12 protein-coding genes, 1 other RNA gene and 1 other annotated feature (1 of these 14 cut by a window edge) are annotated in these 15,434 nt (G+C 37.9%); of the genes, 5 read left to right on the top strand and 8 right to left on the bottom strand.

Annotated elements, in window-relative coordinates:
- The first annotated feature begins 87 nt into the window (after positions 1 to 87).
- Positions 88 to 1,194, top strand: coding sequence for a hypothetical protein (locus H5088_RS15585; RefSeq protein WP_310737274.1), 1,107 nt, complete (start codon positions 88 to 90; stop codon positions 1,192 to 1,194).
- Between the two features lie 104 nt (positions 1,195 to 1,298).
- Here H5088_RS15585 and ssrA read toward each other — a convergent pair.
- Positions 1,299 to 1,655, bottom strand: a transfer-messenger RNA (tmRNA) gene (ssrA, locus tag H5088_RS15580).
- A gap of 263 nt (positions 1,656 to 1,918) precedes the next feature.
- Between ssrA and H5088_RS15575 the strand changes: the two genes are divergently transcribed.
- Entirely contained in the window at positions 1,919 to 3,544 is a 1,626-nt protein-coding gene (locus H5088_RS15575; protein WP_182753593.1) for a DUF342 domain-containing protein, read from the top strand.
- On the opposite strand, the gene rnt is transcribed toward H5088_RS15575, so the two are convergent.
- Positions 3,528 to 4,232, bottom strand: coding sequence for a ribonuclease T (rnt, locus tag H5088_RS15570; RefSeq protein ID WP_165744211.1), 705 nt, complete (start codon positions 4,230 to 4,232; stop codon positions 3,528 to 3,530). The two genes, H5088_RS15575 and rnt, sit on opposite strands and share 17 nt — an antisense overlap.
- A gap of 202 nt (positions 4,233 to 4,434) precedes the next feature.
- Here rnt and H5088_RS15565 point away from each other — a divergent pair, with 202 nt between their 5' ends.
- Positions 4,435 to 5,313 (top strand): OmpA family protein, encoded by an 879-nt coding sequence (locus H5088_RS15565; protein ID WP_182753591.1) that lies wholly within the window; start codon positions 4,435 to 4,437, stop codon positions 5,311 to 5,313.
- 67 nt (positions 5,314 to 5,380) lie between these two features.
- Here H5088_RS15565 and H5088_RS15560 read toward each other — a convergent pair whose 3' ends face one another.
- Positions 5,381 to 6,274 carry a DMT family transporter gene (locus H5088_RS15560; protein ID WP_182721329.1) on the bottom strand — a complete coding sequence of 298 codons (894 nt, stop codon included), beginning with the start codon at positions 6,272 to 6,274 and terminating at the stop codon, positions 5,381 to 5,383.
- A gap of 216 nt (positions 6,275 to 6,490) precedes the next feature.
- On the opposite strand from H5088_RS15560, the gene H5088_RS15555 reads away from it, so the two are divergent.
- A complete protein-coding gene (locus tag H5088_RS15555) occupies positions 6,491 to 7,693 on the top strand; it encodes an aromatic amino acid transport family protein (RefSeq protein WP_182753589.1) in 1,203 nt (400 codons plus the stop codon).
- Positions 7,694 to 7,766: 73 nt separating this feature from the next.
- Here the strand turns inward: H5088_RS15555 and H5088_RS15550 are convergent, their stop codons facing one another.
- The 4 genes from H5088_RS15550 to H5088_RS15535 all read right to left on the bottom strand — a co-directional run bounded on the left by H5088_RS15550 (position 7,767) and on the right by H5088_RS15535 (position 11,708).
- Entirely contained in the window at positions 7,767 to 8,957 is a 1,191-nt protein-coding gene (locus H5088_RS15550) for an amino acid aminotransferase (RefSeq protein ID WP_002962951.1), read from the bottom strand.
- 80 nt (positions 8,958 to 9,037) lie between these two features.
- Complete coding sequence (locus H5088_RS15545; RefSeq protein WP_182724556.1) at positions 9,038 to 9,697, bottom strand: GAF domain-containing protein; 660 nt, start codon at positions 9,695 to 9,697, stop codon at positions 9,038 to 9,040.
- A 56-nt stretch (positions 9,698 to 9,753) separates the two neighbouring features.
- Positions 9,754 to 11,403, bottom strand: coding sequence for a SpoIIE family protein phosphatase (locus H5088_RS15540; RefSeq protein WP_182753587.1), 1,650 nt, complete (start codon positions 11,401 to 11,403; stop codon positions 9,754 to 9,756).
- Entirely contained in the window at positions 11,403 to 11,708 is a 306-nt protein-coding gene (locus H5088_RS15535; protein WP_002962948.1) for an STAS domain-containing protein, read from the bottom strand. The genes H5088_RS15540 and H5088_RS15535 overlap by 1 nt, the downstream gene beginning before the upstream one ends.
- Positions 11,709 to 11,843: 135 nt before the next feature.
- Here H5088_RS15535 and H5088_RS15530 point away from each other — a divergent pair, with 135 nt between their 5' ends.
- The gene (locus H5088_RS15530) at positions 11,844 to 12,173 is read left to right on the top strand and encodes a translation initiation factor (protein WP_002962947.1); all 330 of its coding nucleotides are present in this window, start codon (positions 11,844 to 11,846) and stop codon (positions 12,171 to 12,173) included.
- A 12-nt stretch (positions 12,174 to 12,185) separates the two neighbouring features.
- On the opposite strand, the gene H5088_RS15525 is transcribed toward H5088_RS15530, so the two are convergent.
- Positions 12,186 to 15,200 carry an EAL domain-containing protein gene (locus tag H5088_RS15525; protein ID WP_182753585.1) on the bottom strand — a complete coding sequence of 1,005 codons (3,015 nt, stop codon included), beginning with the start codon at positions 15,198 to 15,200 and terminating at the stop codon, positions 12,186 to 12,188.
- A 192-nt stretch (positions 15,201 to 15,392) separates the two neighbouring features.
- Positions 15,393 to 15,434: a sequence feature (Phe leader region), on the top strand (it continues 76 nt past the right edge of the window).

Raw genomic sequence — 15,434 nt, 5'->3', positions numbered from 1 at the left:
CATACCCTTTATCTGTTAAATTAGCTTTGTGTATCAAATAATAAAAATAAAATTCCAAAAATGGAATTACACAAGCAAGGTACTAACGTGAGCGCTACATTTAAAATTGTTTTTAATGGTCAGTTATATCAAAATACTGACCTTACCTCTGCCCAAGAAAAACTTAGCCAACTTCTAAATATTCCTCATAATATTGTTGTTCAGTTATTTGATGGGAAAGCTTACGCTTTAAAAAAAGACTTATCGAGTATTGATGCTGTTAAAACAGAATCCTCACTAAAAAAGCTAGGATTAATTACTAAAGTAGAACCGCAACTCTCTACTGTAACCTCTCAATCTAAAAATAATCAAATAGCACTCACTGAGCACAACAAAAATACAGATAAACACATTAGTGAAAGTACTGACGGCAAAAGTATTTCAATACAAAACGAACGCCTAGATACAAACGAAGCCCCAAATACAGCTGCAGCTATTAAGCAAAGTTATAATAAATATAAATTACTGCGTAACACTTTAAAAAGCGGATTGTACTTTTGCTATTGCGCACTTTGTATTATTACCATAATAGGCGTAGGGATCAGTGTTAATGCACTTAAAAACAATTTGGGCACTCTAAATAATGGAACCACAAATAACACAACTACAAACAGCTTAAGTTACCAAAACTATAAACAATATTTGATTGATCAAAACAGCCTAAATCAACCAACACAAAAAGTAACAAACGAGCAAGCAGCTAACCCTACACAGCAAAAAAGTAATGAGTACTTTAGTCGCTTTTCATCGCTAATAAATAGCTACGCGCAAAGTACAGGACAAGCTGATATAAAAACGATGGGGGGCGATAAATTACAACAGCACCTGCAAGAAATAGATGACCTAGGCCCTAAAAATGAATTTTGGCAGCAACTGGTACAACTTTCAAAAGGCTTAGATAACGATAAACATGCAATAGGGAAGCTAAACAATACTGATCCCGCCAAAGTACAATGGATAAACGCGGTAGATTGGATCAGCCAAAGCTATATTAGGCAACAGCAAAACTCGCAAACTACAAACAACTCTCCTGTCACTACCTACGAGCCAAGTAACTCCATACTTAATCTAACGTTGTTAATAAGTATGCTGTCGTTATTTAGCCTGCTTGTGATTGCAATAAAAATGAAGCTACGCGCAATAAGACATTCTTAAACTCTATTTTTACTTTATAAATTCCATAAAAAAACCCGCAAATTTGGATTAACAAATTTGCGGGTTTCTTATGGTTTTCGAATAACGAGTTCAAAAACCTTTATTGGTGGAGCTGGGGGGATTTGAACCCCCGTCCGAAAAGCCTCGACCGTCGGTACTACATGTTTAGTATTGTCATTTAATTAACCTTTAAGTCCCGGACAAACACGGTAAATAAAGGCGAGGCCGCTTAGTTTTAACGCTTCAACCCCGGCCAGGGTTTCCGTCGCGATCAGGTGTTAGGGTGACACTCCAAAATCCAGTCCACAAGAATACATGGAAGGAGCGCTAGCCAGCCTAAGCTGCTAGAGAGTAGTTATCGTCGTTTGCGATTACTTTAGGTTGCGGCTGTTTAACGAGGCAAACCGCACCTCGACATGCACCTTGGGCTTCTTGAATTCCGTCGAATCCTAATCAGCCCCTGAATTAGTAACTCAATTCAGAGCGTGCAAACAGTATAACTGAGTAAAGTACTGATACTCAAGGCCTAGTAACGCTTTATTTTAATTGCGTGCACTAACCGAGCATTAAGTAACCAAAATTTAGTTTATGCAAGCCCATATAAACATTTGCTTAACAATGTGTTTAACCTGTGTTCAAATAAGGAGTTAAGGTTTTTGTCATTTCTAAACCTTTAGTTGTAAAAAACAAAAATAATAACAGGCATAGAGTAGGGAATTAATAAATGTCGGTTTTTTCATTTGATCAAAATACAGGGTTTGTCTCTTTAGTTAGTCACCCTATTGATAGTGGCTTTCCTGTTACGAGTACTCAGCTTACGCAAATGCTCGAACAATCTGAGTTTAGTGAGTACGAAGCTGTCATTGCCAATATTGGAAAGCTTTTTGCGCCAACTAAAAACTATCAGGAAGTATCACTTGTCGTTGCTAAAGCGGTAGATGCGTCGCTTGTCATTAATATTGATGAAAAAAACATGGTCGCAGAAGCAACATTAACTACCGCTAAAGGTGGTGCGCTTTTGTCTATGGAAGGTGCGCAAAAAGCGCTTGCTGATGCAGGTGTTAAAAAAGGAATAAGCCCACGCGCGCTTGATACCTTTTTAGGCCAGCAGTTTGAAAAACCAGCAGGAAGCTCTTATAGCGCCATAATTGCACATGGGCGTAATCCTAAAAAAGGCAGCGATGCTAAATTTGTGCGCTTATGCTCAACAGCCCAAGACCGTGTGCTTAGCCCACAAGCTAAGGAAGGTGGTAAGGTTGATATGAAAAATCTTGGCGCTATTATCACCGTAAAACCTGGTACTCCCTTAATGCAGCGTATTGCCGCTACTCCTGGAGAAGATGGCTATACGGTATTTGGCGATTCAATTAGTGCAAAACCAGGTACAGATCACCAACTCCAGCCTTTCGAAGGTACAAAAGTAGATCCTAATAATCCTAATATGCTTATTGCCGACTGCAAAGGTGTGCCCGTTGCCCTACCCCGAGGTATGCGTGTAGATGACGTTTTATGCTTTGATAACGTAGATGTAAGTACAGGCCACGTTGATTTTGATGGTAGCGTAATTATTACTGGCGATATTAAAGACGGCATGCGTGTAAAAGCCAATGGTGATATTACGGTACTGGGTTTTGTAGAATCAGGAGCTGTTGAAAGTAAAAGTGCGGTAACCATTATGCTTGGCGCAATTGGTAGAAAACGTGAAGGCGAGGAAGCATTTACATGCTCTATAACCGCTCAACGAACCATTTCGATTGGTTATGCTCAGTACTGCAATATTAAATCCGAACAAGATTTATTTATTGAACGCCAAGCTCTACATTGTGATTTAAGTGCTAGGCGGTTAATACGTGTAGGCAAAGCAAACGATCCGCGAGGTAAAATTATTGGCGGTAATATTTTAGATGCTATGCGCATTGAAACAGGTGAGCTAGGCGCGCCAGCCGGTACTAAAACGCGCGTATTTTTAGCGCAACTCTGGTTTGAGCTTCGCCAAAAGCAAACACAAATAACCGATTTTGAAAAAGTACTTGCGACTAAAGTAACCGCTTTGCAACAGGCTCGTGAAAAAGCGAGTAAAATTGCGGGGGCTGCTCAGCGCCAGCAATTCATGAATAAGATAACTGAAAATGAAATGCATATAAAAATACGCTCTGCGCATATTCATCGTCAAAAACTACTTATTAAGCAAAAAATAGTGCAATTACTTGCCAGTAGTCGTTTAAAAGTAAATGAATTAATGCACCCTGGTGTGGAGCTTAAAATAGCGAAAGATTCTAAACAATTTTCGCGTATTTACCCGCCCCACCTAGTTAAGCTAACTGAGGGTAAAATTACTCAGACGTTTTAGTTTCTTCGTTATTTTGTGTCTCAGTTTCAACTTCGGCATTAGCGTCGCAATCGTCGGTTGGCGCTAATGGCCAACCACCTAATTGCTGCCAGCGATTTACTATTAAACAATAAAGCTCAGCTGTACGTTCTGTGTCGTAAAGCGCTGAGTGTGCTTGGCTGTTATCAAACTCGATACCTGCCGCTCTACATGCTTTTGCTAATACAGTTTGCCCTAACGCTAAACCCGCTAAAGATGTTGTATCAAAGCTTACAAACGGATGAAATGGCGTACGCTTAATGTTATTACGCTCTATTGCTGCATTTAAAAAGCCATGATCGAATGCGGCATTATGCGCCACAATAACTGAACGTTGGCACCCAGCGGCCTTTTGTGCTTTGCGTACTACTTTACATATTTCTTTAATTACTTCGTCTTCAGGTACTGCACCACGTAATGGTGAAAACGGGTCTATACCGTTAAAGTCGATGGCTGCTTGTTCTATATTAGCGCCTTCGAATGGCTGAACATGAAAATGAACAGTATGGTCTATGCTGAGCAGTCCTTCGTCATCCATTTTTAAAACAGAAGCTGCTATTTCTAACAAGGCATCTGTCTCTTTGTTAAAACCAGCAGTTTCAACATCAATAACAACAGGAAAAAATCCACGAAAGCGTTTTGCGAAAGGTGTTTGCTCAGTATTTGCCATAGTCTTCTTTGTTTATACGTGTAAGCTGACTATTATGTCAAAATTGATGCCCCCTAGGCTAGGGGATTTAAGTATTTATTGCTTTAAAATTGTAGGCACATAACTTGCTTTAACTTATAAGTTAGTTACGTAGAGAACAAACTAATCATTGCAGTCGTTAATTTGCCAAATTATTGGCATTCCCGGATAGCTGGAGAGCACCATGAAGTATAAGTTGTTATTTATTAGCCTTAGTATAAGTGCAGTGCTTTGCAGTACTCACTCGCAAGCTGCTATGCGCCAATATACAGCAACCCAAGACAACTCCAACTGGGAAGTCGTTAAAACAACGCGCTTACAATGCCAATTAAATCATGAAGTTCCTTATTATGGGGAAGCTATTTTTAAAGCTTCAGCAAGTAAAAATAAAAACTTAACGTTTAATTTAGATATGGTTGTACGCCCAGATAATTACGCAATAGCTGGTTTAAAAGCCGTGCCACCGTCTTGGCGAGCAGGCTTACCGGCCCGTGATATTGCAAATATGAAATTACTTAAAAAGTTTGATGGTGAGCTGGGTAATAAAACCGCATGGGAGATGCTTAGCGAGCTTGATAAAGGCTACTACCCTACTTTTTATTATCAAGACTGGCAAAACAGTGCCGATAAAATTGCCGTTGGTATATCGAGTGTAAACTTTAAACAAGCTTACTGGGCTTTTTTACAATGCCGTGATGAGCTACTCCCTTACAGCTTTGAAGATATTTCGTTTACTGTAATGAACTATCAATCTAACAGCAGTAAATTAACTAAATCGTCGCAACAACGCCTTGATAAAATTGCTGAGTATTTAAAAAATGATGCAAGCATAGAGTCCATTAGCATTGACTCATACACCGATAGTTATGGCGGACGCTGGAATAACTTAGATTTATCGCGCAAGCGCGCCAAAACTATAAAAGATTATATGGTGAGCTTAGGTGTTGATGAAGCAAAAGTACAAACCACCGGCTTAGGCGAAAAACGCTTTGTTGATAATAACGATAACATTTTAGGCCGAGACAAAAACCGTCGTTTAATTATTCAAATAGAGAAAATGTAGTAAAACTAATTGTGTTTACTTTCTTTAGCTTTAAAAACTTATCACCAAATTGAAAAATGTAGTAAAACTAATTTGCGCTTACTCTCTTTTGCTTTAAAAATTTATCACCAAATTGGAAAAAACCCAGACTAATTAAAATAATAACCGCACCAATGATTAGCTCTTGGCTTAATGGCTCATTGTTTAGCCAAGCTCCTAAGCCTAACGCAAAGCTAGGAGTTATGAGCGTAGTAAGTGATACCGTACTCGCATTTAGGTTTTGCAGTACATGAAAATACGCCAAAGCCCCAACTAAAGATCCAAACACACCTAGATAACCAATTGCCCACAATGATTTTGCACTCCAGTTTTGTATATGCAACTGACCATCTAATAACCACCAAGCAATAAAAAAGAGTGGGGTTACAAAAACTAAGGCACCAAATGTTGTTGCCATAGGGTGAATCGCAATTTGTACGCGTTTAATCATCACACCACTTAAGCTAAAAAAGCAGACAGCCATAAACACATAAAGTAACCCGAGCCCTTGAGTTTGCGAGTTTTGTACTTGGTTATAACTAACAAAATATAAGCCGATTAGGGCGCACGCTAACGCCACTAATTTAATCGGGCTAAATTTAGGTTCATTTAGTAATTGCTGAGCAAGCAACCCTGACAAAATAGGTGCAAGGCCAAACATAAGCGAAATAATACCCGAAGGGACTGTTTTAGCTGCCATATAGCTCAACAACATACCGCCAAAAATACCTATACTCGAATAAAAATAAAGTAAGCATGCATTTTTGCTCCAAGGTACTCTAATGTTTGTTATGGCAACAATTAAACCACCTAAAAACAACCCCACCAGCATACGCATTAATACAGCAAGCGTTGGCGATACTGTTTCACTGCTCCACACAATCCCCAGTGGTGTAGTAGACCAAATGAGAACCATAAAAAAATACGATACTTTTACCGGCACATGCCAATCCTTAGCGTTTTATAACGCAATCCAACGTATATAAAATTATACCCTCACCACCCTATTTTAATACTTTTAAATGCATACAAGTCCTTAATAAATACAGTTGTAAATTGTAGGTTACATTTTAATACCGCTCTTTTATTACAAAACTATTTGAGATTTGAGTAACTAGTTATATCGTGCATGTATATTAATAATAATTAAGGTAATTAAGTGCTTAAAAATAAAACAACTGGAAGCATGTTAATTGTTGCAGGCACAACTATTGGTGCAGGTATGTTGGCATTGCCAATTGCATCTGCCGGGCTTGGGTTTAGTACTGCACTTGCATTAATAATTGCTAGCTGGTTACTAATGACCTACACCGCACTACTCATGCTAGAGCTACACCAATATGCACCACGCGATGCAACGTTAAATACGTTGGCTAAATTATGGCTTGGAAAGCGCGGACAATACATCGCGAATTTTTCGATGGTTTTTTTATTTTACGCTTTATGCGCTGCTTATATAGCAGGTGGTGGTGCACAACTTCAAGCGCGTATAAATATAGGCTTTGATGTAAATATAGCCCCACAGTTTGGCTCTGTGATCCTCGCTGTTATTATTGCAAGTGTGGTAACACTGGGCACTAGCAAGGTAGATAAACTAAATAGAGTGTTATTTACAATAAAAATTATTGTATTAGCTAGTTTGTTTTACATGCTAACCCCTTATGTACAAGGTAAGCATTTATTAGAGATGCCTGTAGAGCAAGGGTTAATCCTTTCGGCTATACCGGTTATATTTACTTCGTTTGGCTTTCATGGCTCTATTCCTTCAATTGTTAAATATGTTGGTGTAGAAATAAAAGTACTGCGCAAAGTAATGATTGCTGGAGCCGCCCTGCCTTTAGTCATTTATATTTTTTGGCAACTACTTAGCCAAGGTATTATGAGCCAAGTTGACTTACTCAACAGCCAAGGCCTTAGTGGCTTTGTATCAAGCGTAGCAAGTATTGCGCATAACCCAAGTGTAGCAACGGCCGTTAAGTTATTTGCTGATTTAGCACTTGCGACATCATTTTTAGGGGTGAGTTTAGGGTTATTCGATTTTTTTGCTGATACATTTAAAAAAGGTGACAATAAAACAGACCGAATTAAAACGGCCTTAATTACGTTTATTCCGCCGCTTGGCTTTGCATTATTTTATCCTCAAGGCTTTATTATGGCTTTAGGTTACGCTGCAATAGCACTTGTCGTACTTGCAATATTTTTGCCTGTAGCAATGGTTTATAAACAGCGTACAACATCAAGTAAAACAGGTTACAAAGTTAAAAGTGGGAATATTGGGCTTGGCATAGCAGCTATATGTGGCATAACGATTATTGCTGCGCAGTTTATGCAAATGGCGGGGCTAATTCCTGCTATCGGTTAAAGCTTTTTGTTTTAATTTAGATATAAAAAAACCGCACATCATTAGATGTGCGGTTTTTTTATATTAACTGCGTTTATTTACAAACGTCAGCTACAGCATTTGAAAAGTATTCAATATTTGACTGGCTAACACCTGCAACATTTACGCGGCTAGAACCAACAATATAAATACCATATTCTTTTTGTAGGCGAGCAATTTGCTCTTTATTAATACCTAAGAAAGAAAACATACCGTTTTGGCGTTCAATAAATGAGAAGTCTTGCGCAATATCTTTAGTTGCTAAGCTTTCTTTAATTAAGCTACGTAAGCCATTTATGCGGCTACGCATTTCATCAAGCTCTGAGTGCCATAATTGTGTAAGCTCTGTACTGCTTAAAATAGTATTAACAATATCAGCACCATGCGCTGGCGGCATTGAGTAAATACTACGTACAACGCTTAGCATTACAGAGTTTGAAATATCTGCTGTTGCGCTATCTTTTGCAATTAGTGAACATGCACCAATACGCTCGCGGTATAAGCCAAAGTTTTTAGAACATGAAGAACAGATAATTAGCTCTTCTACTGCATCAGCTAAAATACGTAAGCCACGTGCATCTTCTTCAAGTGAAGCACCAAAGCCTTGGTATGCAATATCAACAAGTGGTGTAAAGCCAACTTCTTTTGCAAGTTCGGCAACTGTGTTCCACTGTGTTTCGTTTAAGTCCATACCGCTTGGGTTATGACAACATGCATGCACTAAAACCACATCACCTTTAGGCACTTGTTTAAGTGTGTTGATCATTTCATCAAACAGTAAGTCTTTATTTTCGTAATCGTAATACGGGTATTCTTTTACTGTTAAGCCTGCAGCTTCAAACAAGCTAATATGGTTTGCCCATGTTGGATTAGTTACCCATACTGTTGCATCTGCATTGCAACGCTTAATAAATTCAGCTGCAACGCGAAGTGCACCCGTACCACCTGGCGCTTGCGCAGTACGTACGCGATTTGCTAGCAATGCTTGATGTTCGCCTAGTAGTAACTGCTCCATCTTTTGGCAGTAATCTAAGTTACCCGCTAAACCAATGTAAGATTTGCTCATTTCGTTTTCAAGACGAAACGCTTCAGCTTTTTTAACCGCTTTAAGAACCGGTGTATTGCCTTGCTCATCTTTGTAGACACCTACACCTAAATCAATTTTATTAGGGTTTGTATCTTGTTTATAGGCCGCCATAAGGCCAAGAATAGGATCTGTTGGTAATGGTTTTAATACTGAGAACATTGGCTATCTCTTATCGTTATTTAGGGGTTAGCTGTTAAGCTAAGCTTAACATAAAAGCACATCATGTTGACTAGCGTTATTTACACTAGAAAGTGAGGAATTTTAATACAACATGCAATTAAAACGGCAAGCGTCTTTTCATCAAAAAAATCATTTTTAAAGGCTTCAGCATCTACAATACCAACACATTCATTTTGTGTATTAAATAAAGGTAAGCAGGTTTCTGATTTAACTTTAGGATCGCATGTGTAGTATTCACCACCTTGTGATAAGTACTCTTCAACGTTATTAATAATACGGCCCTTGTGAGATAGCGCAACCTGCACGTTATTACTACCTGCCGCAAATGCTTGCGTTAAAGGGAACAACGGACGACTAGGCGCACCATGATAAGCCAATTTTAATAGTTGCTTACCTTCACTAGTATTAGTTGATTGATAAATACCATACCAATCAACACTTGTTTGGTGCTCAATGTAGCTCACAATACTTTGTAAATTAGCTAGCTTGAACTGGGTTTGCTCATCATTTTCAAGATAATCAGTTAATTTGAATGGCTCATCTTGTAGGTAACCAAATAAACTACACGCACCGCCCTCGCCAAGCTCAGGTATTTGATACTCCCAACATACATCAGGCAAAGCTGTGTTTGCTAAATGTAGCTCAAGCTTTTCAAGCTCTGTTGAAATCAAAGCTGGATTAGCACTTAGCTGTGCTTTTTTTAGGTAAGAAGAAATCATTTGGCCATCCATACATCTAAATTTTCGGGAATAATAGCATGGATATTTTTGCAGAGCTAGCTCAACTTGTAGCACATTTCAACTTGGTTACCGCTGGCGTTATAAGTTACTTTTTCGGCTATTTCTTCTAGTAAAGACACCCCTCTACCAAATTCACTATTAACCTTTGCCAACTCATCGTGCTTACTACTAAACCCTCGGCCTGAATCACAAATAATGAAATATAAACTGAGCGTATCGGGGCAATAGCGCATATCAATAATAATCATAGCATCTGTAAGTTTAGCAAGAGCTGCCTCTCTTAGTTCGTAATATCGAAAAAAGCCGTCTTCTTGTTTTTTAATCTCTGAGTTAAGTCCTAGTACGCCATGATCAAGCGCATTGTTATAAGCCTCAGACAGCAGTAAAAATATATTAGAACGATGATCATTTAACCCCTCAACACTGCTTAAAATATTAACAACGTCGTAAACGGGGTCTGTTTTTTTTATTTGTTCTGAGTTTAAACTCAAAGATAAATTAAACGCTAAAGTTGAGAATGCTTCTCGCTCTTGCTCCTCAGGAACTAAAGGCAGGCAATTTAGTAAAACAATGCTTAAATCGTCTTGCTGTTTAGTGCCATCTGCAAACTCAGTAACGTCAGCCACTATATCTTCGCTACTAATCATCGATTTACTTTTTAAGGTTTGTAAAAAACGCTCTTCCCCAAAAAATGTATCTTCTTTGTTTGCTGTTTCTATAATACCGTCGGTTGCTAATACTAGGCGTGTATTACTATTTGTTTCAAAGTGAATAACTTCATATTCAAATTCTTGATCGTCTAAAATCCCCAGCGCCATATGTTGCGACTCTAATGTTTGTTTTACATTACCGTCTTTATCTATTAGGTACGCATCTGGCAGGCCGCCCATCCATGCAGAAATACTTTTACCGGATGCACTAAGCTCTATAATGGTTGCAGCACAAAACATGTGTCCAGGTAGGAGATTGTAAAGCAGTGTATTTAGCTCACAGGCAATGTCATTAATCGCCATGCCTTTTTGTACCATAGTATAAAAAACACGAGAGATAGGTAATGCACCAATAGCTGCCGCTAAGCCGTGCCCTGTAAAGTCTCCCAACATGCAATACAGATTGCCTATTGGACTTTGCGCCACTAAAAACATATCGCCGTTAAACATAGACGCCGGCGATAAATTAAAATCGAGGTACTCTTTAAACTTGCCTTGGTTCTCTAATGAGTTATTAAAAATATGCTCAATTATTTCGTGTTCACGTTCAATTTGATTGTGATGATATTCAAGCAGTTTTTTTTGTTGATTTGATTTTTTACTTAGCTCTCTGGTGCGGCTATGTGCTTTAATTTTTGCATGCAAAATAACTTTTTCAAATGGTTTATGAATAAAGTCATCGCCACCTACCGCGAGGCACCGCTCAAAACTTGCTTGATCTTCTAAGGAGGTTATAAAAATAATCGGTAAGTAAACTTCACTATACTGCTGCTTTATTTTTTCAGCTGCTTCAAAACCATCCATTACGGGCATTAATACATCGAGTAAAACAATGTCTATTTGCTGTCTTTTAAGTACATTAAGTGCATCTAGCCCATTGTAAGCCACTGAAATTTTGTAACCTTCCTGCTCAAGCATTTTACTTAGTAAAATGCGATTGAGCGCCTGATCGTCAACAATCAACACATGTATCATTAGCTAATATCAAACTTTTTATCAAAACGTGAAATTTGTAGGATTTTTCTAAGCTGAGGCTGGCAATTACTTATTTCGATGGTTTTTACTTGGCTATCAATGGTTTTTTTCATGTTAAGTAACATGCCAAGTGCTGAACTATCCATATAATCAGTCTCTCTTAAATCGATAATAACCTTTACTGTTTTTTCGCTCATTTGAGCATAAGCTTGGCGAAACGATTGCACTAAATTAAAATCAAACTTACCTTTAATTTGTATTGTTAATGTAGTGCCATCGACTGATTCATTCTTAGTTAAACTCATATTAAACTCCAATAATATTTCCTTTGAACTAAATATAACCTGTTAAAAGTATTTAGCAAAAAGAAAAACACACAACTTCAAATTTGCTATCATTTACACCAGTATTTAATTCATTTTTATCCACAAAGGTAAGGTATGAGTGATAGTCACTTAGTATATTCAACTAGTACGGGTCGCATTGACCAGCCGAAACCAGAAAAAGAGTTGCACGCTAAACTTTTTAAAGATGGTTTTATTCGCATTGAGCGTCAAACAAAAGGGCGTAAAGGCAAAGGCGTAATGCTAGTTGTTGGCATTGATCCAAAAGATCACGATTTAAAAAAGTTAGCTAAAACTATAAAAAGCAAAATGGGCCAAGGCGGCGCAGTAAAAGAAGGCATTATTGAAGTACAAGGTGATGACCGAGATAAACTAAAAGGCATTTTAGAAGCGTTAAAATTTAAAGTTAAAATTGCGGGTGGTTAACCCGCAATTTTATTAACTAGTTACTTCGCTATTTGCGAGTTCATTTAACCTTTCATACAAATTCGGTAGTTCGTGCTCAGCAATTGGCTTACTAAAATAATAGCCTTGCACAATGAAGCAATTATTATTTTGTAAAAACTGCATCTGCTCTATTGTCTCAACCCCTTCTGCGACCACGTCTAGCTTTAACTTTTGCGCCATGGCAATAATAGCTGCAGTGATTTCCATATCATTTGTATCCTCTGGGATATCTTTTACAAATGAACGGTCAATTTTCAATATATCAACCGGGAATCGTTTTAAGTAACTGAGCGACGAATAACCTGTACCAAAGTCATCAATAGAAATAGATATACCTAATGCTTTAAGCTCGTGCAATTGCGTAATGGCTGCCTCTACATTACCCATTAGCATGCTTTCGGTCAGCTCTAAATGAAGGCGCTTTGCTGAAACACCCGACTTAATTATCATTTTGCTCAGTGTTGTAACTAAGCTTGAGTCTTTAAACTGGCGGGCCGATAAGTTTATCGATATATTATTTTCTAGACCTTGTTCTGCCAATCTTACGGCAAAATCACAAGACTCTTGAAGCACCCATTCACCTAATTCAACTATAAGGCCTGTCGCTTCTGCAATAGGAATAAATTTATCTGGAGGGATTGCGCCTTCAGTTGGGTGGAACCATCTTAATAACGCTTCATAACCAACGACCTGATGAGTACGGCTATCAACTTGAGGTTGGTAGTAAACTACAAATTGCTTTTCTTTGAGCCCTATACGTAACTCATTTTCAATAAATAAACGCTCATTTGCGGCCGCATTTAATTCTTGGCTATAAAAGTGGAAGGTATTACGTCCTTTTGCTTTTGCCTCATACATTGCCAAATCAGCATGTTTGAGTAACTGATCTTCCTCTAAGCTATCGTAAGGAGCCATAGTTATACCAATACTTGCACTGACAATAACTTCATTGCTACCTAGTTTTATAGGCACATTCAGTGTTTTTTGAATTGTATTGGCAACATCAGCCGCGTGAGTTTGGCTTTCTATACCACTGAGCAACACTGCAAATTCATCACCACCTAAGCGCGCTATGGTGTCCTCGGCTCGTAAACGTTTTTTAAGTCTGTTTGCCACTTCAATTAATAATTGATCGCCAGCATCGTGGCCTAATGTGTCGTTAATACGCTTAAATTCGTCTAAATCAAAGTAAAACAAAGCAAATGCATAATGCCCGCGCTCTGCTAATGCCATTGATTTACGCAATTGCATTCTAAAAAATGTTCTGTTGGCAAGTCCCGTAAGGGTGTCAAAGTAAGCCAATTGTTCCATTTTACGCTGGCTTTCTTTTACAAACGAAATATCTTGTGCTGATGCTACATAACTGGTTATTTCACCGCCCTCTTCACGAATTGGCGAAACACTTAAAGACACCCAAATTGGCTCTTTGTTTAAACCAGCTATTAATGTGTCCCCGCGCCAGTAATTACGGCTGCGTAAATCTATGTCTATATCTTCAATTAAAATAGACATTTCTGAGGCAATAATATTAAGTAATGGTGCTCTATTAAAATGGCTTTCTGGATAGCCTGTCATTTCGAGCATTTTGGGGTTTACGTACTCAATGACAAAATTTTCATCGGTGATCACAACCCCAGTGCCCGAGAACGCGACCGCTTTAGATAAACGATTAGCTGCTTTTTCAGCAATTTCTTTTTCTGTAATTCTTTGGTTTAAACCATCAATAAGTTTGCGGATTTCTACCGTCATGTCTCTAAATGAGCCATTAAGGGTACCAATCTCATCTTTGTTTTCTGGCGGAAACTCTGTTGTTAGCTGACCTTTACCAAAGCTTGTTACTGCATAAACTAAAGTATGTAAACGCCGAAGCACTAGTTGATAAAGCGCCTGATGCAGCAATAAGGCAACTAATATTGCGTATAAAATAAAGAGTCCAAAAAACTTCAGTTTTAAATCTTGTAACGCAGATAACGTTGATGAACGTTTTTTATAAACCCCTATGTACCAATCTAAATCATCAATTTTACGGATATTAATAATGTGAGCTTCATCATTTTGTTCAAATGAATTGGCGTATTCTGGTAACTTCACCGCAATTGCATCGTCAATAATTGACTGCAGTTCTGGGTTTACAAATTCGTTAGTAGAGAGTGCTTTATTGTCACTACCGTAGTCAGCTAATAATGCAGGGTTTAGATTGGGATGGGCTAACAATTGCCCTTTACTATCAAATACAAGTAAGTGTTTTTCTTTATCGCCAACAGGTAAAAATGAAATAAGTTTATTAAGGGAAATATCGCTTCCAGTTACACCTAAAAACTCGTTATCAACATACACCGGCACTAGTAAGCTAATAACCCACTTTCGCCATACTGTATCGTAATAAACTTTTGACCATGCAGGCTCTCGCTCTGACCCCAACATACTTTTAATATATTTATACGTTGTACCTTGCGTAACTCTAAACTCGGCTGGTGCATTTAATGCCCAGTTTGGAGGAGAAACACGAATGAAATCGTCATCGGTAATTAAATAAAAGTTAAAAAAGTCGTGTACCAGAGTCGGAGAAATTATACGCCATAACATTTCAGAATCATTAAATAGGCGTTTATAAAAAGGAGAGTAATTTTGCTGTGGTAAAAATGCTGCTGATAATCCGTCAGCCGAGGCACTTCGAATCGTACCATCGCTATTAAACTGTAACTGTGATTTATTACCTAAATTAATTGGTGAATTAGATTGAAAAAGCTGCTCTGTCACTACGTTATTAGCTTGCTGAGCAATATTTATTTTTGTTTTAATACGCTCATTAAACTGCTTCACTAATAAATCTGTAGAGCTTTTTAACACCTCATGTTCTTCAAAAACAAGTTGTTTCTCTTCAGATTTAAGCATTAAGGCAGCCGCACATACCCCTGCTATTAAACAAATAGCAGATATAAGCAGTGAAAGTTTTACACTTAAAGAATTCAATCCAAAACGAGATGGAGGCCGTCTGTAAACCACGGGTCAACCTTAATTATTAATAATTGTTATTATTTGAACCAGTTAACGAAATATACCAGATCCGCATTCATATTTATAAATTATTTGTAAAGTTTCTATAATAACCAGCTAAGGTAAATAAATAGTACCCTAAGCTTATTTAGATCTTTATTGACATTGTTGGCAACTCTCCATACATTAACCGTATGAACATATTTATCTCTCGCACTTTTTTTTCGTTTTTTAGCTTCTTTA

The organism is Pseudoalteromonas sp. SR43-3, from assembly GCF_014163875.1.
Classification (GTDB): Bacteria; Pseudomonadota; Gammaproteobacteria; order Enterobacterales; family Alteromonadaceae; genus Pseudoalteromonas; species Pseudoalteromonas distincta.
The sequence above is the reverse complement of the archived record's forward strand: the minus strand, read 5'-3'. Positions and strand labels throughout refer to the sequence as shown.